This is a genomic window from Methylocystis rosea SV97, from assembly GCF_000372845.1.
GTDB classification, from domain to species: domain Bacteria; phylum Pseudomonadota; class Alphaproteobacteria; order Rhizobiales; family Beijerinckiaceae; genus Methylocystis; species Methylocystis rosea.
Map to the genome: position 1 here is coordinate 102,883 of NZ_KB889963.1, position 16,676 is coordinate 119,558.

Consider the following 16,676-nt stretch of genomic DNA (forward strand, 5'->3'; position numbering starts at 1 on the left):
TGTTCCATACTCGCACCGTTTCTCGCCTGCCAACCTCCAATCTTGCCATGCCCCTCTCCCTCCCCTATAAGCGCCGCGGCGCCTGCGTTTCCGACACCCCTGGAGGCGAAGCAGCGCCTTTTCTTTTGATTTAAAGGACACCGACATGGCCGAGACCAAAAAGCTCGCGGCCACGGTGCGCAGCGGGACAGGCAAGGGGGCCGCCCGCAGCGTTCGCCGTGAGGGCCGTATACCAGCAGTGCTCTATGGCGGCGGCGAAGCGCCGCAGCCGCTCTCGCTCGAGAAAAAGAACCTGTCTCAACTGATTTTCGCCGGGCACTTCCTCACGACGATCTTCGAGCTCGACATCGACGGCAAGAAGGAGCGCGCCATCCCGCGCGACTATCAGCTTGACGTCATCAAAGATACGCCGATGCACGTCGATTTCCTGCGCCTGAAGCCAGGTTCGCGGCTGCGCGTGCAAGTGCCGGTGCATTTCATCAACCAGGAAGCGGCGCCTGGCATCAAGCGCGGCGGCGCGCTCAACATCGTCTATCATACGGTGGAGATGTGGGTGCCGGCCGACAATATTCCGGAGGCCATCACCGCCGACCTGACGGGCATGGACTTCAACGATTCGCTGCATATTTCGGCGATTCCGCTGCCGGAGGGCTGCAAGCCCACAAATCCCGACAAGAATTTCACCGTCGCGAGCCTGACGCCGCCGGCGGGCGGCGGCGCCGAGGAGGCTCCGGCCGCTGCAGCTGCGCCTGCGGCCGCTCCCGCCAAGGAAGAAAAGAAGAAGTAGCCCCCTCCCTGTCCCTCCCCCGCCGCGCTTCGCTTGCGGGAGAGGGAACGCTAACGATTGGCATCTCACGAAGCTGGCGAAGCGCCGGTTCTGCTCCCTCTCCAGCGAAGCGGGGGAGGGTTGGGGTGGGGGTATTCCATGCTGCTCCTTGTCGGACTCGGCAATCCCGGACGCGCCTACGCCAAGAACCGGCACAATATCGGCTTTATGGCGCTCGAAGCGATCGCCAAGCGACACGGCTTCCCACAAGCGCGGGCGCGCTTTCAAGGCCTCGTCAGCGAAGGGGCGATCGGCGGCGAAAAGGTCATGCTGCTGCAGCCGCAGACCTATATGAACGAGAGCGGCCGTTCGGTCGGCGAAGCCGCGCGTTTTCACAAGATCGGCCTCGATGAGATCGTGGTTCTCCACGACGAACTCGATCTCGCGCCGGCCAAATGCCGGATCAAGACAGGCGGCGGCGTCGCAGGGCACAATGGGCTGCGCTCGATCACCGCGCATATCGGCAATGACTATAAGCGGCTGCGGCTCGGCATCGGCCATCCCGGCGATAAGGCCCTCGTTCATTCCTATGTGCTCAGCGATTTCGCCAAAAGCGAGGAGCCCTGGGTGGCTGCGCTCTGCGAGGCGATCGCCGAAAACGCCGGACTGCTCGTCAAGGGCGACGACGCCGGACTGCAGAACCGGCTGCACCTCGCCATGGACGCGAAGGGCTTTGGCGCGGTGAAGCGCGTCGGCGCGCAATAGGTCCGGGCTTCGCCTGCTTCGACAAAAGCGCTGAAGACGCAGACGGTGGGGACTTTCACAAAATCCCGCAAGCGCCTATATTCACTTTGCCGGCGCTTGCGTCGGCTATGGCGATAAACGAACACCGTAATAAACCATTCGGACCCGGGGGCGGTACCCGGCGCCTCCACCAAAGCCCATCCGGGCGGCGGGTTTCGGCGGGGGCGAAATAGGATTGACGAGGGTGTAAAGGGTGATTTTTTGCTCGGCATGATACCGCCGTTATCGGGTCAAACTTATAGTTGCCAACGACAACTATGCTCCGGTGGCCGTCGCCGCGTAATGCGGCGCCCAAACTGGGAATTAAGCCCTAGGGGTTAGCACTTCTAGGCGGGGTCAGGAGGCGCCTGGCAACAGAAGCCTCCACTTCAATTTCTCGCGCCGCGCCGCCGTAATGCATGCGCGGCAGGCATGGCGGTCGGAAGCGGTAGCCGGTCGACCATACAGATGGCAGTCTGGCGCGACGCAATGGCTAAAGACATTATTCGCTACGATCTTCTCGTTCAGGACGCCATGCGCGGCGTCATGCGCAAAGTGCTGGGCGACGTCGCCGAGAATGGCTATCTACCCGGCGACCATCACTTCACCATCAGCTTCCGCACCGACGCGCCGGGCGTTACGATGTCGCGACGCCTCGCCGAGCAATGGCCGAGCGAGCTGACGATCATCCTGCAACATCAATATTCCGATCTGGAAGTCGACGAAGAAGGTTTCGGCGTCACCCTATCGTTCCGCTCGGTCGCCGAGCATCTCTACGTGCCCTTCTCGGCCGTCACCGGCTTTTTCGATCCCGCCGTCGAATTCGGCCTGCGGTTTGAAAGCGCCGATGACGCGCTTGAAGACAGCGAAGAGGAGGACGCGCCTTCCGCCGGACCAAGCCTCGTCGTGAAAACGCCGGAGCCGGTGAAGGAGTTCAAGCCGGCGAAGGTCGATCCCGCCAAAGCAGAGCCGAACAAGACGCCGAGCGCCGATAAGCCAAGAAAACTTAAGCCGGTCGAAGCCAAGGAAGACGGCGACGAGAAGGTCGTCTCGATCGACGCCTTCCGCAAAAAGCCCTGATGGGCGAGGTCGTCAATCTGCGGCGCGCGCGCAAAGAGCGCGACCGCCGCGCCAAGGACGACGCCGCGCAAGCGAAGCGCGCGGCCTTCGGGCGCAGCAAATCCGAGCGAGAATTGACCGCCGCGCAGGCGCAGCTGGAAAGCGCCAGGCTGGAGGCGCATAGGCGCGAGCGGGAAGAAGCGGACGATCAGGCGTGAGCGAGGCGCAGGCGCCAAGAGATCACGCTGCATTTGGGCGATCGCCCAAATGCAGATGACGTGATCGATTCCAAAAGCATAGAGCGCGCTTTGCAGGAAAAACCGGCGTCCACTTTTTCGCAGCGCGCTCTAGACGCCAGTTCCCGCCGGGTCGTCAAGCATTCGGTCGTCATCGCCGGCCATCGCACCAGCGTCTCTCTTGAGAACGCCTTCTGGCGCGCGCTGAAAGACATCGCCGCGCAGGACGGCGTGTCGCTCGCGGCGCTCATCGCGCGGGTGGATGCGGGGCGCGGAGAGGCGAACCTCTCCTCGGCGCTGCGGGTGTTCGTGCTGGAATGGGCGTTGGATGCGCGTGAAACGTCCCCAAGCCCCTCACCTCACCTCTCCCCGTGAACGGGGAGAGGGGTCATAGAGACTGCGCTCCTTTTGCAAACGTTTGCGCGACGTCAGCCGCCTCTTCTCCCCGCTTGCGGGGAGAAGTGAGATGAGGGGCCGGGGGATTGGCGTGCGATAAACCGCGGAAACAGTGATTCGCCTTCCGTTCTCCTATATGATTGAAGAATCATGAAGAGCCCTCCGCCCGAGATCGACGATTACGCGCCGCAGACGGGCGGGCTTGCCGCGCGCGTGGCGGCGAGGGCGGGACGGCCGCGCTATCTCGACGCGCTCAATCCCGAGCAGCGCGCCGCCGTCGAAACGCTCGACGGCCCGGTGCTCGTGCTCGCCGGCGCCGGCACCGGCAAGACGCGCGCGCTGACGACGCGCATCGGCCACATTCTCGCGCTCGGCAAGGCGCGCGCCTATGAAATCCTCGCCGTCACCTTCACCAATAAGGCGGCGCGCGAGATGCGCCAGCGCGTGGAAGCGCTCGTCGGCGAGGGCGCGCAGGCCATGCAATGGCTCGGCACCTTTCACGCGATCAGCGCCAAGATCCTGCGCCGCCATGCCGAGCTCGTCGGGCTGAAGCCCAACTTCACCATTCTCGACACGGACGATCAAATCCGCCTCTTGAAGCAGGTGCTGCGCGCGGAGAATATCGACGACAAGCGCTGGCCGGCGCGGGCGCTCGCCATGCGCATCGACGGCTGGAAGAACCGCGGTCTGACGCCGGCGCAGGTTCCCGCCGGCGACGCCGAGAGCTTCGCCAATGGCAAAGGCGCGGCGCTTTACGCGCTCTACCAGGAGCGGCTCAAGGTCTTGAACGCCGTCGACTTCGGCGACCTCTTGATGGAGAGCCTGCGGCTCTTTCGCGACAATCCGGATGTGCTCGCCGACTATCAGCGCCGCTTCAAATATATTCTTGTCGACGAATATCAGGACACGAATATCGCGCAATATCTGTGGCTGCGGCTGATCTCGCAGCGGGCGCCGGGGAAACAGAATCTCTGCTGCGTCGGCGACGACGATCAGAGCGTCTATGGCTGGCGCGGCGCCGAGGTCGAGAACATCCTGCGTTTCGAGCAGGATTTTCCCGGCGCCAAGGTCATCCGCCTGGAGCGCAACTACCGCTCGACGGGACATATTCTCGCCGCCGCCTCGCATCTCATCTCGCATAATGAAGGCCGGCTCGGCAAAACGCTGTTCACCGATGGCGGCGAGGGCGAAAAGCCGACGCTCACCGGCGTCTGGGACAGCCAGGAAGAAGCGCGCAGCATCGGCGAGGACATCGAGCAGTTGAGCCGCAAGGACCATTCGCTCGAAGAGATCGCCATTCTCGTGCGCGCGTCGTTTCAGATGCGCGAATTCGAAGAACGCTTCGTCGAGATCGGCCTGCCCTATCGCGTCATCGGCGGTCCGCGCTTTTACGAGCGGCTCGAAATTCGCGACGCGCTCGCCTATCTGCGCTGCGTCGCGCAGCCGGCCGACGATCTCGCCTTCGAGCGCATCATCAATACGCCCAAACGCGGTCTCGGCGACGCGACGCTGCAGATGCTGCATGAATATGCGCGGCGCGAAGCCATTCCGCTGATGCAGGCGGCGCGCGTTCTAGTCGAAAGCGAGGAGCTGAAGCCGAAGCCCCGCGGCGCGCTGCGCGGCCTCATCGGGGATCTCGACCGCTGGCGCACGCTGATCGATTCAAAGCCGCAGCATGAGCTTGCCGAGCACGTGCTCGATGAATCCGGCTACACGGAGATGTGGCGTTCGGACAAGACGCCAGAGGCCACCGGGCGGCTCGACAATTTGAAAGAGCTCGTCCGGGCGATGGAGGCCTTTCCCGACCTCGAGTCCTTCCTCGAACATGTGTCGCTCGTCATGGAGGCCGACAGCGCCGTCGATCAAGAGCGCGTGTCGATCATGACGCTGCACGGCGCCAAGGGCCTCGAGTTCGAAACCGTCTATCTTCCCGGCTGGGAGGAAGGGCTGTTTCCGAGCCAGCGCACGCTCGACGAACAGGGACGCGCCGGCCTCGAGGAAGAGCGCCGTCTCGCCTATGTCGGGCTGACGCGCGCCAAGCGCCGCGCCAAAATCTATTTCGCCAGCAACCGACGCATTCACGGGCTGTGGCAGGCGACCGTGCCCTCGCGCTTCATCGACAATCTGCCGACGGACAATGTCGAGGTGGTCGAGGCGCCGAGCGGTTCGCAATATGGCTCCTATGGCGTCTCGCGCTTCGCCAATCTCGACGTCTACGGCTCCGACTATTCGACGCCGGGATGGAAGCGGGCCAAGGCGGGTGCAGATTCGGCGCGCAGCGACAGCGCGCGTGGCGGCGCGACGCGCGAGTCGCACGGCGCACGCGGCAAGCAGCCCGTGACGATCGAGGGCGAAGTGATCGCGCGTTCAACCGGCGGCTCGCGCTTTGTAGTGGGCGCGCGGGTGTTTCACTTGAAGTTCGGGCCCGGCTCCGTGGCGGCGGTCGACGGCAACAAGCTCACGGTCGAATTCGACAAGGCCGGCAGGAAGATGGTGCTGGAGAGTTTTGTCGAGGCGGGGTGATTCGAGACAGTCAAGGCTTGATCAACTTCTTTCCCCAATCTCCCCGTATTTCATCATCGCAATGTGCATAACGCGGAAAACTATTCTTCGTCCGGCAGAGGCTGTTTCTTGCTGAAATAATGAGCGCCGAATCGAAAAGGCGTTCACATGCTCACCAACAGTCGCGAAATCATTCGCCGCCTCGAAAGCGAAGGGTGGCGGCTCGTGACAAGAAAGACATGCCGCCAAAGACTGTGCTCAGCATTTATGAAAGCGCAGGCTGGCCCAAAGACTGATTCACTCGGCCGCTTCTCGCCTTTGCGCCCAAGGCGCTTCGATGGCGATCACAATTTCCGCATCGGCAAAACGCTCAGCCCATTTCGGGTCGGCTCGCAAGAGTTCAAAATTGCGCGGCTCAGGAATCGGTAGACCGTCCTCGCGCATGCCCTCCGCCCAAAGTTCCAGCGCCTCGCTGGCCATGATAAAAATATCGTCGATCTCGTCGGCGGCCGAAAAACATCCCGGCGCGTCGGGAAAGCTCATGCCGTAGGCGCTGTGTTCGTCCTTATGGACGCTGTGTTCGTCCTTATGGACAATGACGATGTAGGGCTTCATTGGCGGCCTCTGGGGTCCATGACACATCATAGCGCGTTCGAATCCGGCCCGCCATCGCTCGGCGCCATTGTACAGGACATCGCGAAACGCATCGCGCGGAGGCATTCGGCTCTTGTTCTCACAATTGCATCGTGTCGTCGCGGGGATGGCCGCGACAAGCGCGGCCGTGACGCGGTGAGTACGCCTCGCTAACCTGGATTCGGAGGCCGGGCCGTTGTGGCGTCGCCGCCACAGTCCGGCTTTTTCGGATCGTGAGCCGGGCGCGCCGCCTCGCGCCGATTCACAAGCCTCACGGCGCGCGTTACTGTTCCGGCGAAGCAATGGAGGATTGCCGCGCGGCGGCGCTCCACCCATATCTTGACTGGAAAGGCGCCGCAGATCTCGCCGCGACGGGATTTTGCGCAAGGAACCGCTATGACCGCTGGCGAAAAAGCCAAGCGACTTCTCCGCGCCGCGCTCGCGGCTGCGACCCTGTCGGCGTTCGCCGCTCCGGCGGTCGCGGCGCAGTATCCGCCGCGCCGCGCCGAACTGTTCGACCCGCCGCCGCTGGTCGCGCTGTTTGACGTGGTGCGCGTCCCGACGCGCGCGGCCTTGGACAATCCGAACTTCGCCGTCGCGGACGCCGCGCCCGCCGCGGTTTTGCTCGACGTCGAGCTGCGCGCCGAGCCTGTAAAACCGGACCCGCTGGACCTTGCCTGGAGCCTTCAGCCTGAAGAGAAGCGCGATCTCGCCGTGGCGCTCGACGCCTGGACGACGTCCGGCGGCGCGGCTCTCGGCCCTGAACGCCATCGTCTGCGCGCCACTCTGGCCACCGCCTACGCCGCTCGAGATCTCGCGCCTTTCTGGATCGAGAATGGAGAATGGCGCGCTTCGGCTCGGGCCGCGCTCGCGCGCCTCGCGCTCGCCGCCGACGACGGGCTGGATCTTCGCGCCTATGCCGCGCCCGACGCAGAGAAGGCGGCGCCCTCGGCGGCGGACGAACTCGCTCTGTCGGAGGCCATCGCCGCCTATGCGCTGCAGGCGCGAGGCGCCCGGATCGAACCTGAACGCATCTCGCGACTCGTCGGGGCGAAAACGACCCTCCCCGATCCAGCGCTGGCCGTGGCCGAAGTCGCCGGCGCCGGCGCGACCGCCGGCGATGCGCTGCAGGCCTATAATCCCACGCATTATGGCTATCAGCAGCTGCGCGAAAAACTCATCGAGCTGAGAACGCAGCGCGCCAGCGCGCCGGCCTCTGACGGACTTTACGCCGCAGCCACTGGGAACGTCACCCAGAGCGACGTCCTGCCGCCCGCAAGCAAGTCCAAGCGGCGTCGCGCCGCCGGGCTCGCCAAAGCTTCAACCTCGCGAGTCGAAGCCGAAATCATCGCCAATATGGAGCGGTGGCGCTGGCTGCCGCGCGACCTCGGCGAAGAACGGGTCGAGGTGAATATTCCCGATTTCGAACTCGCCGTCGTGCGCAACGGCGAGGTGACGCATCGCACGCGCGTCATCGTCGGCAAAGAGGCGACGCCGACGCCGATCTTCTCCAACGCGCTGCAGTACCTCATCGTCAATCCGTATTGGAACGTGCCGCCGTCGATCCTGAACAAGGAGATGCTGCCGAAGGCGAATGGCGACGTCGCCGCCATCGCGGCGAGCGGCTTCAACGTGTCCTATCGCGGCGGCAAGCTCGTGGTGCGCCAGCCCCCCGGCGAGCGCAACGCGCTTGGGCGCATCAAATTCATGTTCCCGAACGATTTCTCGGTCTATCTGCACGATACGCCGTCGCGCAACCTGTTCTCCGCATCACATCGCGCCTTCAGTCATGGCTGCATGCGCGTCGATGCGCCGTTCGCGTTCGCCGAAGCCGTGCTCGGCCCCGGCAGCGGCTGGTCGGAGAGCCGCGTTCGCCGACTGATCGGCGGCTCGGAGCGCTACATCAATCTCGCCAAGCCGCTGCCGATCCACATCGAATATTTCACCGCCTATGTCGATGAAGGCGGGCGAATCGTGCTGCGCCCTGATCTCTACGGCTATTCGGCGCGGGTGCGGAAGGCTTTGGGGCTAGGCGCCTGAACCTTACACCGTCGCGGAAAACAGCGCGGCGCAGCCGACCGTTTCGACGCGGACCGCGCTGAAGCGCTTTTCGAGTTCGCGCGTCAGCGTCGCCAAATCGTCCTGCGTATTCGAGAATATACCCTTGGAATTGTAGAACGCCATCAGCCTCTGCGCCGCGAAGCTGCGCGCCACGCCGCCCTGCAGCAGCGTCGAGCCGAAAACGACAGCGCCTGGAGACATTACGGGCGACAGGAAATCGAACGCGCGCGCCTTTGACGCCATGTCGCCCGGCAGGCAATGCAGAAGATAATTGACGCCGAGCGAGTCGAATTTGGCGCCGTCAAAGTCGATCGTCTCCAGCACATTGCGCACATAGGTCTCCGGCTCGTAGCGGGCGATGCGCCGCGCCGAGAATTGCAGCGCATCGCGGTTTAAATCCATCAGCGCGACGCGCGGCGTCGGAGTGGGAAACCTGCAGCGATCGAGAAAATAGCCGGTGCCGACGCCGACATCGAGATGATTGCCGCTTATGTGTTGATCGTAATGGGCGAGCAGCCGCGGAGTCGGACATTTCCAGATCCAGCGATTGGACAGGCCGAGCACCAGCACATCGTAAATCGCGAGCATGTTCGGCGTGTAGACCGCCTGTCCGGCGTGAATTTGCTCGGTGGTGATCGGCATCGCTCTCGCTCCGGAACTATCGGCGGCTTCGGGGGTGACAACCGGCCCGCCTGCGTGGAAGAAGCTTATCTCATGTTCATAAGACGCTGCTAAGCTTCCAATGGCCCCTCCGCCCCTCCTCGCCCTCCAGGGCGTCATGCTCACGCTCGGCGGGAAGCCGCTGCTGGAAGGCGTCGATTTCGCCGTTGCGACAGGCGCCCGGCTATGCGTCGTCGGCCGCAACGGCTCGGGCAAATCGACGCTGCTCAAGATCGCGGCCGGCGAAATCGAGCCGGATGCCGGCGTGCGTTTCCTGCAGCCCGGCGCATCGCTGCGCTATCTGCCGCAGGAGCCGGACTTTTCCGGCTTCGCCACGGCTCTCGCCTATGTCGAAGCTGGCCTCGGGCCGCTCGACGATCCTCACGTCGCCAGAACCCTGCTCAACGATCTGGGGCTCGAGGGGGACGAAAACCCCCGGCGCCTCTCGGGCGGCGAAGCGCGGCGGGCGGCGCTCGCCCGCGTTCTCGCGCCCGAGCCCGACATTCTGCTGCTCGACGAGCCGACGAACCACCTCGATCTGCCAACGATCCTGTGGCTCGAAGAAAGGCTCGCGACGTTGCGGTCCGCGCTCGTGCTCATCAGCCACGACCGCCGCTTTCTTCAGGATCTGACCCGTGAAACGCTTTGGATCGACCGCGGCAGCACGCGCCATCTAGCGCGCGGCTTCAAGGAGTTCGAGGCCTGGCGCGACCGCGAATTGGAGGAAGAGGAAAAGCAGCAGCACAAGTTGGAGCGCAAGATCGTCGCCGAAGAACATTGGCTGCGCCACGGCGTTTCGGGACGGCGCAAGCGCAATATGAAGCGACTCGGGGGCCTGCATCATCTGCGCGCGGAGCGCCGCGATCGCGTCATGCCGACCGGCGACGTGAAACTTGAAGCCAGCGAAGCGCAGCTGTCCGGCAAGCTGGTCATCGAGGCGATCAAGATCGGCAAGTCCTACGGCGAACGCGTCATCGTCGAAAATTTCACGACGCGCATTCTGCGGGGCGACCGCATCGGAATCATCGGCGCGAACGGCGCCGGCAAAACGACGCTCGTCAACCTGCTGACCGGCGCGCTCGCGCCCGACAGCGGCAAGGTGCGATTAGGCGCCAATCTCGAAATGGCGACTCTCGAGCAAAGCCGCGCGAGTCTCGATCCGGGAACCACCTTGCAGGACGCGCTGACCGGCGGCGGCTCCGACACGATCGAGATCAATGGCGAGCGGCGTCACGTCATCGGCTACATGAAGGATTTCCTGTTCAAGCCGGAACAGGCGCGCACGCCCATTGGGAGGCTTTCGGGCGGCGAACGCGGACGCTTGCTGCTTGCGCGGGCGCTGGCGAAGCCGTCGAATCTCCTCGCGCTCGACGAACCAACGAACGACCTCGATCTCGAAACGCTCGATCTCTTAGAGGAAATGCTCGCCGATTATCCCGGCACGCTGATCGTCGTCAGCCATGATCGCGATTTTCTCGATCGCGTCGCGACGAGCGTTTTGATGAGCGATGGCGACGGCCGCTGGATTGAATATGCCGGCGGCTATAGCGACATGGTCGCTCAGCGCGGCAAGGGCGTGGAGACGCGAGGCGCGTTCGCCTCGGCGCGGGAGACGAAAGAAAAGCCCGCACCGCGCGTGAAGGCGGCGATACGGCAGAAGCTCTCCTTCAAGGAGCAGCATGCGCTCGCGACCCTGCCCGGCAAGATCGACGCGTTGCGGGAACAATGCGCGAAATTGCAGAGACTGCTTGATGACCCGGAGCTCTATGCGCGCGATCCGGCCAAATTCGCAAAGGCGAGCGAAGCATTCGCCGTGCTTCAAGCCGACATCGCCAAGGCGGAAGATGAGTGGCTCGCGCTCGAAATCAAGCGCGAGGAAGAGCGGTCAAACTAGAAGAATTCCGCTCTGCAGCAGCACAATGGAAGTCTTCCATGCGAAGTTTTGCCGCTCGTTATTGATGATCGAAAACAGCATAGCTAGATGTCGGGCTCTCTTCCAAGAGAAGCGCCGTTGCACAGAAATTTGCATTGGCGCGTCAACTAATAATAGTTCCAGGGAGAAAGCTTCGTGACACGCGCATATCTCACCTTCGGCCGCCGTTTCGGCGCAACCGCTTTGGCTCTTGCGATCCTCATCGGATGGTCGCGCTCTTCGATGGCGGGCGAAACCGTCGAGATCAAAATGCTCAACAAGGGCGCGGACCGTTACATGGTGTTCGAGCCGGAGGTCGTGCGGATCAAACCGGGCGACACGATTAAATTCGTCGCGGCCGATAAGGGGCATAACGCCGTCACGATAAAGGAGTTGCTCCCTTCGGGCGCGGAGCCGTTCCGCGGCAAGATCAATGAGGAATTGGCGATCACGCTGTCCACGCCCGGCGTCTATGGCTTCCGTTGCGATCCGCACTACACGCTGGGAATGGTCGGCGTTGTCATCGTCGGAGAGCCGACCAATCTCGACGCCGCCAAGCAGGCGAAGCTGCCCGGCAAGGCCGGCGAGGTCATGACGAAACTTCTGGGGAGCCTCTGAGTCTTCGCGCCTAAATGCGGCGTTGGCGAACGTCCAATCAGCCGCAACGAGAGAGGCTTTCGCCGCGGCGAAAGCCTCTCTCCGGAGCCGAAAAATGGCTGGAACGAGACATCAGGCGCGACGAAATCGAAGGCTGACCCCGCCGATGCGGAGAATCAGCAAAGCCGCGATCAGCGGTCCCAGGGCGAGCGCGAGCAGCGCGTCAGAAAATTCGCCCGTCGCGCCTTTGACCAGACCGACGAGATAAGGCCCGGCAAAACCCGAGATATTGCCGATCGAATTGATCACCGCGACGCCAACCACGGCGTCGCCCGTTCCGAGCGCCAGCGTCGTGAAGCTCCAGAAGGTCGGCAGCGCCGCGACCGCGCCGACGGCGGCGACGGACAGCGCGATCATCGATAGCAACGGCGTCGGCGCGTAGGCGGCGCAGGCCAGTCCGATTGCGCCGACGACGCCGGCGAGCGCCGTATGGCGTACGGTCTCACGGCGCCGGTCGGAGCTGCGGCTCCAGGCCCACATCGCGAGCGCGGCGCAAATATAGGGAATGGACGCCAGCAAACTCGTGGCGATGACGCCAAATCCGAAAGCCTTGATGATTTGCGGGAGCCAGAAGCTCAAGCCGTAGAGCGCGATGACGATCCCGAAATAGGCGACGCCGAGAATCAGAATGCGCACGTCCTTGAGCGCGCGCCAATGGTCGCCATGATCCCGCCCCGCCTCGCGTTCGAGCACGGCGCGCAACGACGCTTTTTCGCCGGACGTGAGCCATTTCGCGGACTGAGGTCCGTCAGGCAGATAGAAAAAACAGAAGACCCCGAGAATGATCGAAGGCAACGCCTCCATCAGGAACAGCCAGCGCCAGCCGCTGATCCCGCCGACGCCGTTCAGCGAGGCGAGGATGAATCCCGAGATCGGCGATCCGATCGCACTGGCGAGAGGAACCGCAATCAGGAAGCTGGCGAGAACGCGCGCGCGCTGGGCGGCGGGAATCCAATAGGTGAGGTAGAGAATGACGCCCGGCGCGAAACCGGCTTCCATCACGCCGAGCAACAGACGCAATACAACGAAGCTCGCCTCGCTCCAGATGAAGGCGGTGAGCGCCGAAACAAGGCCCCAACTCACCATGATGCGCGCAATCCACAGGCGCGCGCCGACGCGATGCATGACGTAGTTGCTCGGCGCTTCGAACAGGCAATAGCCGATAAAGAAAACCCCGGCGGCCCAGCCGAAGAATTCCGGCGTGAAGCCAAGTTCGGCATTCATTGTCAGGGCGGCGAAGCCGATGTTCACGCGGTCGAGATAGGCGACGATAAAAGCGGTGACGAGAAACGGAATCAGTCGCCGCGCCACTTTCGCGACGACGCGGTCGGCGTCGACGGTTTCATGCGGCGCGCCGAGCTTGGGGGGCGCTGCGACCGCCGCATCCGACATTAGTTAAGCCCGCTCAAAGCGCATGAGATGGTGCCAGCGATGCGGAACATCGCCGGGCAAGCGCTTAAGACCTGCCGCGCGCGCCTGCTGTTCCAGAAGCGACAATGGCTCCGGATAGTCGCTTGTCGAGACATGATCGAAAATCGCGTCCTTCTCAGCTCGCGAAAGGCCGGTCCAATCCTTCTCGATCCAAGCGAAATAATGCCTCAGATAGTCGTCGCGCGTTTCGTCTTCCTCGCGCATCGTATCGACCAGCAACAGCAGGCCGCCCGGCGCGAGCGCGCGCGATGCGCGGCGGAAGAACTCGGCTTTATCCTCGGTCGCCAGGTGATGCAGAACGAAACTGCTGTGGAGGACATCATAGGAGACGCCCTCGGAAAGAGCCGACAGCATGTCGCTGTGCGCGAGCTGCACGGGGCATGGCAGAGATTTCAGATTTTCGGCTGCGAGCGCGAGCGCGGTGTCAGAAAGATCAATCCCCTTGTAGCTTGCCGGCGGGATGCGGCGCAGAATCGGCGCAAAGACATGCGCATCGCCACAGCCGAGATCGAGCAGAGAGAAGGCGCGCCCCTCGAAGCGCTCGCGCAAGGCGCGCTCGACCTCTTCCCCGAGCGCCGCGTGAAACATGAAATCTTTGACGACGACCTTCTCATAGGTGTCCCAGAGATCGAAAATCTCGCCTGAGTATGCGCTCTTTACATCGGCGTTCATAAGCCAGCCTTTTTCTCGTCGATTCACTTAAGAGCGAAGCCAAGCGCGTTGAGGGCTTCGCGAATGCGGTCGCGACCGCTCAACGCATCCGGACCGCGCACGCGCGACAGCGCCTGACGAATCCACCCCTGATCGGGCAGCCCCTGCTCCTTTTGGAATTCCTTGAACTTTTCATCGAGCGTTTCGATCGCCTCGCGCTGCGCGTCGCCCCATTCATATTGCTCCTGATGAAGCACCGCTCCTTGACCCAGACGAGGCTTGACGGCGGCGTTGGCGGCCGGATCGGGAACGCCGACGACCATGCCGAAGACGGCGAAGACGTTCGGCGGCAGATTCAATTCCTTGGCGACCTCTTCCGGCTTGTTGCGCATCGCGCCGATATAGCAGCAGCCCAGGCCGATCGATTCAAGTGCGCTGACCGCGTTCTGCGCGGCGAGCGCGGCGTCGACCACGCCGGTCAGGAACAATTCGAAATACGAGAGTCCGGCGCCATCACGCCCTTTCTCGCGCCCGAGATTTTCGAGCCGCGCGAGATCGCAGAGCCAGACGAGAAACAGCGGGGCGTGATGGACGTGCTTCTGGCCGCCGGCAAGATCGGCGAGACGGGTCTTGCGCGCCTCGTCCTGCACCGCGACGACGCTCCAGACTTGCAGATTCGACGATGTCGACGCCGACTGCGCGGCCGCGACGATGATCTCCAGCGCGCCTTCCGGCAGCGGCTCGGGCAGGAAATTCCGATGTGAACGATGCGCCACAATGAGATCGAGCGTGTCGTTCCACTGCTTGGGCTTTGGCGAATCGTCGCGGCGATAGCGCTCAAACATCGCCGCCGCGCCGCGCGGATCGAATGGTTGCGGGCTCAAAGGCTTGTTCATGGGCTTCCTTTAGGCGGGTTGCTCTGCTGGCGCAACATTCCGCCCTGTCGCTTTGTTGACTCTGATGTATATTATGGAAATATACACAAATGGTCAATTTCGAGCATGTCGCCGGTTTCGAATGGGATCACGGCAACGCGCGCAAGAGCGTCGAAAAGCACGACGTGAGCCAAGCGGAGGCTGAGCAGATGTTTGCCAATGATCCGCTGATCGTGACGGACGACTTAGCTCACAACGAGAGCGAGCCACGCTATCACGCCCTCGGTCGAACGGACGCATCTCGATTGCTGCATGTCACATTCACGCTGCGCTCCAACGGGACGCGCATTCGAGTTATCTCCGCCCGCGATATGAGTCGCAAGGAACGACAACGCTATGAGCAAGACGACTAAGACTCCGCCGCCGACGTTCGCAACCGAAGCAGACGAACGTGCTTATTGGGAAAGTCACGACTCCGCGGAACATGTCGACTGGAGCAAGGCGAAGCGCGTTCGAATGCCGAATCTCAAACCGTCGACAACCTCGATTTCCCTACGGCTCCCGGTCAGTCTGCTCGAGCAGATCAAGATCGCGGCCAATAAGCGCGACGTGCCCTATCAGTCGCTGATAAAAATCTGGCTTGCCGAGAAAGTTCGCTGATTTACACCCGCTTCGGCACCAGGATCGCGCGGAAGTCATTGACGTTGGTGCGCGTCGGCTTGGTTACGATGAGATCGCCGAGCTTTTCGAATGCCGTGTAGGCGTCATTGTTGGCGAAATGCGCCTTCAGATCGACGCCCGCCTTTTTCGCGCGCTCGAATGAATCCGCCGTCATGATCGCGCCGGCGTTGTCTTCGCTGCCGTCGATGCCGTCGGTGTCGCAAGCGATCGCCGACATGCCGCCGAAGCCTTCGAGCGCGAGCGTCAGTCCGAGCAAGAACTCCGCGTCACGTCCGCCCCGTCCCTTGCCGCGCACGGTGACGGTCGTCTCGCCGCCCGAGATGATGGCGACGGGCGGCGCGAAGGGCTGACCGTGAAGCGCGATCTGTTTCGCGATGCCGGCGTGGACGAGCGCCACGTCCCGCGACTCGCCCTCAAGGTCGCCCAGAATGCAGGGCGTGAAGCCCGCCGCTTTCGCCACGCCCGCAGCCGCGTCGAGCGAGCCTTGCGGCGTGGCGATGAGAATGTTCTGCACTTTCTCAAAGATGGCGTCGCCGGGCTTGGGCGTTTCGCATTCGCTCTTTTGCAGATGCGCGAGCACCGCCGCCGGCGCGTCGATCTTATATTTGGCGATGACGGCGAGCGCATCTTCGCGCGTGGTCGGATCGGGGACCGTGGGGCCGGAGGCGATCACCGAAAGATCGTCATTCGGCACATCGGAAATCATCAACGCGACGACCTGCGCCGGCGCCGCGGCGCGCGCGAGACGTCCGCCCTTGATGGCGGAGAGATGCTTACGCACGCAATTCATCTCGGAGATGTTCGCGCCGCTCTTCAACAGCGCCTTGTTCACCGCCTGCTTTTCCTCGAGCGTGACGCCCTCGGCCGGCAGCGCCATCAGCGCCGAGCCGCCGCCGGAAATCAGCGCGAGAACGAGATCGTCTTGCGAAAGCCCCTGTACCTTCTGCAAAATGCGCTTGGCCGCCTCGCGTCCGGCCGCGTCAGGCACCGGGTGCGACGCTTCGATCACCTCGATGTGTTTTGTCGGCGCGCCATGCTCGTAGCGCGTCACGACAAGCCCTTCGAGCGGGCCTTGCCAATGCGCCTCCACCGCCGCCGCCATGGAGGCGGCCGCCTTGCCCGCGCCGACGACGATGGTGCGGCCCTTCGGCGGCGCGATTTTCGCGAGATAGGGCGGCAGGCAGACCGTTGGCGACGCAGCGCCGACGGCGGCGTCAAACATGGCGCGAAGGAGGGTGCGGAAATCGTCGGACATCGCGCATTTTACCTTGTTCTTTTGGCAATTCGTTCGGTTAGCGCCGCGGAGCTGCGACAACCGTCGGCGCTGTCTTTTCAGCATCTCAAGCGCCCGTCAACCGGGCGCGGAGTCGCGC

At 63.2% G+C, this 16,676-nt stretch carries 17 protein-coding genes and 1 other RNA gene; 12 read left to right on the plus strand and 6 right to left on the minus strand.

What is annotated here, in order from left to right:
* Positions 1 to 145: 145 nt before the first annotated feature.
* The 7 genes from A3OO_RS0100475 (at position 146) to A3OO_RS0100500 (ending at position 5,763) form a co-directional block, all read left to right on the plus strand.
* Complete coding sequence (locus A3OO_RS0100475; protein ID WP_018405866.1) at positions 146 to 787, plus strand: 50S ribosomal protein L25/general stress protein Ctc; 642 nt, start codon at positions 146 to 148, stop codon at positions 785 to 787.
* 138 nt (positions 788 to 925) lie between these two features.
* Positions 926 to 1,531, plus strand: coding sequence for an aminoacyl-tRNA hydrolase (gene pth, locus A3OO_RS0100480; RefSeq protein WP_018405867.1), 606 nt, complete (start codon positions 926 to 928; stop codon positions 1,529 to 1,531).
* A 49-nt stretch (positions 1,532 to 1,580) separates the two neighbouring features.
* Positions 1,581 to 1,938: a transfer-messenger RNA gene (gene ssrA / locus A3OO_RS22800) on the plus strand.
* Between the two features lie 100 nt (positions 1,939 to 2,038).
* Positions 2,039 to 2,629 (plus strand): SspB family protein, encoded by a 591-nt coding sequence (locus A3OO_RS0100485; RefSeq protein ID WP_018405868.1) that lies wholly within the window; start codon positions 2,039 to 2,041, stop codon positions 2,627 to 2,629.
* On the plus strand, positions 2,629 to 2,826 hold the full coding sequence (locus tag A3OO_RS0100490; RefSeq protein WP_018405869.1) for a DUF4169 family protein: 198 nt from the start codon (positions 2,629 to 2,631) through the stop codon (positions 2,824 to 2,826). Before A3OO_RS0100485 ends, A3OO_RS0100490 begins: the two co-directional genes overlap by 1 nt.
* 60 nt (positions 2,827 to 2,886) lie before the next feature.
* Positions 2,887 to 3,219 carry a ribbon-helix-helix domain-containing protein gene (locus tag A3OO_RS0100495; protein ID WP_425338958.1) on the plus strand — a complete coding sequence of 111 codons (333 nt, stop codon included), beginning with the start codon at positions 2,887 to 2,889 and terminating at the stop codon, positions 3,217 to 3,219.
* A 171-nt stretch (positions 3,220 to 3,390) separates the two neighbouring features.
* The gene (locus A3OO_RS0100500) at positions 3,391 to 5,763 is read left to right on the plus strand and encodes an ATP-dependent helicase (RefSeq protein WP_018405871.1); all 2,373 of its coding nucleotides are present in this window, start codon (positions 3,391 to 3,393) and stop codon (positions 5,761 to 5,763) included.
* 276 nt (positions 5,764 to 6,039) lie between these two features.
* Here A3OO_RS0100500 and A3OO_RS0100505 read toward each other — a convergent pair whose 3' ends face one another.
* Entirely contained in the window at positions 6,040 to 6,357 is a 318-nt protein-coding gene (locus tag A3OO_RS0100505; protein ID WP_026222560.1) for a type II toxin-antitoxin system HicB family antitoxin, read from the minus strand.
* A gap of 414 nt (positions 6,358 to 6,771) precedes the next feature.
* Between A3OO_RS0100505 and A3OO_RS0100510 the strand changes: the two genes are divergently transcribed.
* On the plus strand, positions 6,772 to 8,415 hold the full coding sequence (locus tag A3OO_RS0100510; RefSeq protein WP_018405873.1) for a L,D-transpeptidase family protein: 1,644 nt from the start codon (positions 6,772 to 6,774) through the stop codon (positions 8,413 to 8,415).
* Between the two features lie 3 nt (positions 8,416 to 8,418).
* Here A3OO_RS0100510 and A3OO_RS0100515 read toward each other — a convergent pair whose 3' ends face one another.
* Positions 8,419 to 9,078: a class I SAM-dependent methyltransferase gene (locus A3OO_RS0100515; protein WP_018405874.1), complete on the minus strand. Its 660-nt coding sequence runs from the start codon at positions 9,076 to 9,078 to the stop codon at positions 8,419 to 8,421.
* Between the two features lie 100 nt (positions 9,079 to 9,178).
* On the opposite strand from A3OO_RS0100515, the gene A3OO_RS0100520 reads away from it, so the two are divergent.
* Positions 9,179 to 10,990 carry an ABC-F family ATP-binding cassette domain-containing protein gene (locus tag A3OO_RS0100520; protein ID WP_018405875.1) on the plus strand — a complete coding sequence of 604 codons (1,812 nt, stop codon included), beginning with the start codon at positions 9,179 to 9,181 and terminating at the stop codon, positions 10,988 to 10,990.
* A 174-nt stretch (positions 10,991 to 11,164) separates the two neighbouring features.
* Positions 11,165 to 11,626, plus strand: a complete 462-nt coding sequence (locus tag A3OO_RS0100530) for a pseudoazurin (RefSeq protein ID WP_018405877.1) — start codon at positions 11,165 to 11,167, stop codon at positions 11,624 to 11,626.
* Between the two features lie 111 nt (positions 11,627 to 11,737).
* On the opposite strand, the gene A3OO_RS0100535 is transcribed toward A3OO_RS0100530, so the two are convergent.
* From A3OO_RS0100535 to A3OO_RS0100545, 3 genes are read right to left on the minus strand one after another with little or no spacing between them, the layout of a single operon-like run.
* A complete protein-coding gene (locus A3OO_RS0100535; RefSeq protein WP_018405878.1) occupies positions 11,738 to 13,057 on the minus strand; it encodes an MFS transporter in 1,320 nt (439 codons plus the stop codon).
* 3 nt (positions 13,058 to 13,060) lie between these two features.
* Complete coding sequence (locus tag A3OO_RS0100540; RefSeq protein ID WP_018405879.1) at positions 13,061 to 13,768, minus strand: class I SAM-dependent methyltransferase; 708 nt, start codon at positions 13,766 to 13,768, stop codon at positions 13,061 to 13,063.
* Between the two features lie 23 nt (positions 13,769 to 13,791).
* Positions 13,792 to 14,643 (minus strand): NADPH-dependent oxidoreductase, encoded by an 852-nt coding sequence (locus A3OO_RS0100545; RefSeq protein ID WP_018405880.1) that lies wholly within the window; start codon positions 14,641 to 14,643, stop codon positions 13,792 to 13,794.
* Positions 14,644 to 14,732: 89 nt separating this feature from the next.
* Between A3OO_RS0100545 and A3OO_RS0100550 the strand changes: the two genes are divergently transcribed.
* Both A3OO_RS0100550 and A3OO_RS0100555 read left to right on the plus strand, forming a co-directional pair.
* Positions 14,733 to 15,035 carry a BrnT family toxin gene (locus tag A3OO_RS0100550; protein ID WP_018405881.1) on the plus strand — a complete coding sequence of 101 codons (303 nt, stop codon included), beginning with the start codon at positions 14,733 to 14,735 and terminating at the stop codon, positions 15,033 to 15,035.
* Positions 15,019 to 15,282 (plus strand): BrnA antitoxin family protein, encoded by a 264-nt coding sequence (locus A3OO_RS0100555; protein ID WP_018405882.1) that lies wholly within the window; start codon positions 15,019 to 15,021, stop codon positions 15,280 to 15,282. The genes A3OO_RS0100550 and A3OO_RS0100555 overlap by 17 nt, the downstream gene beginning before the upstream one ends.
* A gap of 1 nt (position 15,283) precedes the next feature.
* Here the strand turns inward: A3OO_RS0100555 and A3OO_RS0100560 are convergent, their stop codons facing one another.
* Positions 15,284 to 16,558 carry a glycerate kinase type-2 family protein gene (locus A3OO_RS0100560; RefSeq protein ID WP_026222561.1) on the minus strand — a complete coding sequence of 425 codons (1,275 nt, stop codon included), beginning with the start codon at positions 16,556 to 16,558 and terminating at the stop codon, positions 15,284 to 15,286.
* Positions 16,559 to 16,676: the final 118 nt, after the last annotated feature.

Coding starts and splice junctions, on each gene's coding strand:
- A3OO_RS0100475 (WP_018405866.1), top strand. CDS start 146: ATGGCCGAGACCAAAAAGCTCGCGGCCACGGTGCGCAGCGGGACAGGC.
- pth (WP_018405867.1), top strand. CDS start 926: ATGCTGCTCCTTGTCGGACTCGGCAATCCCGGACGCGCCTACGCCAAG.
- A3OO_RS0100485 (WP_018405868.1), top strand. CDS start 2,039: ATGGCTAAAGACATTATTCGCTACGATCTTCTCGTTCAGGACGCCATG.
- A3OO_RS0100490 (WP_018405869.1), top strand. CDS start 2,629: ATGGGCGAGGTCGTCAATCTGCGGCGCGCGCGCAAAGAGCGCGACCGC.
- A3OO_RS0100500 (WP_018405871.1), top strand. CDS start 3,391: ATGAAGAGCCCTCCGCCCGAGATCGACGATTACGCGCCGCAGACGGGC.
- A3OO_RS0100505 (WP_026222560.1), bottom strand. CDS start 6,357: ATGAAGCCCTACATCGTCATTGTCCATAAGGACGAACACAGCGTCCAT.
- A3OO_RS0100510 (WP_018405873.1), top strand. CDS start 6,772: ATGACCGCTGGCGAAAAAGCCAAGCGACTTCTCCGCGCCGCGCTCGCG.
- A3OO_RS0100515 (WP_018405874.1), bottom strand. CDS start 9,078: ATGCCGATCACCACCGAGCAAATTCACGCCGGACAGGCGGTCTACACG.
- A3OO_RS0100520 (WP_018405875.1), top strand. CDS start 9,179: ATGGCCCCTCCGCCCCTCCTCGCCCTCCAGGGCGTCATGCTCACGCTC.
- A3OO_RS0100535 (WP_018405878.1), bottom strand. CDS start 13,057: ATGTCGGATGCGGCGGTCGCAGCGCCCCCCAAGCTCGGCGCGCCGCAT.
- A3OO_RS0100540 (WP_018405879.1), bottom strand. CDS start 13,768: ATGAACGCCGATGTAAAGAGCGCATACTCAGGCGAGATTTTCGATCTC.
- A3OO_RS0100545 (WP_018405880.1), bottom strand. CDS start 14,643: ATGAACAAGCCTTTGAGCCCGCAACCATTCGATCCGCGCGGCGCGGCG.
- A3OO_RS0100550 (WP_018405881.1), top strand. CDS start 14,733: ATGGTCAATTTCGAGCATGTCGCCGGTTTCGAATGGGATCACGGCAAC.
- A3OO_RS0100555 (WP_018405882.1), top strand. CDS start 15,019: ATGAGCAAGACGACTAAGACTCCGCCGCCGACGTTCGCAACCGAAGCA.
- A3OO_RS0100560 (WP_026222561.1), bottom strand. CDS start 16,558: ATGTCCGACGATTTCCGCACCCTCCTTCGCGCCATGTTTGACGCCGCC.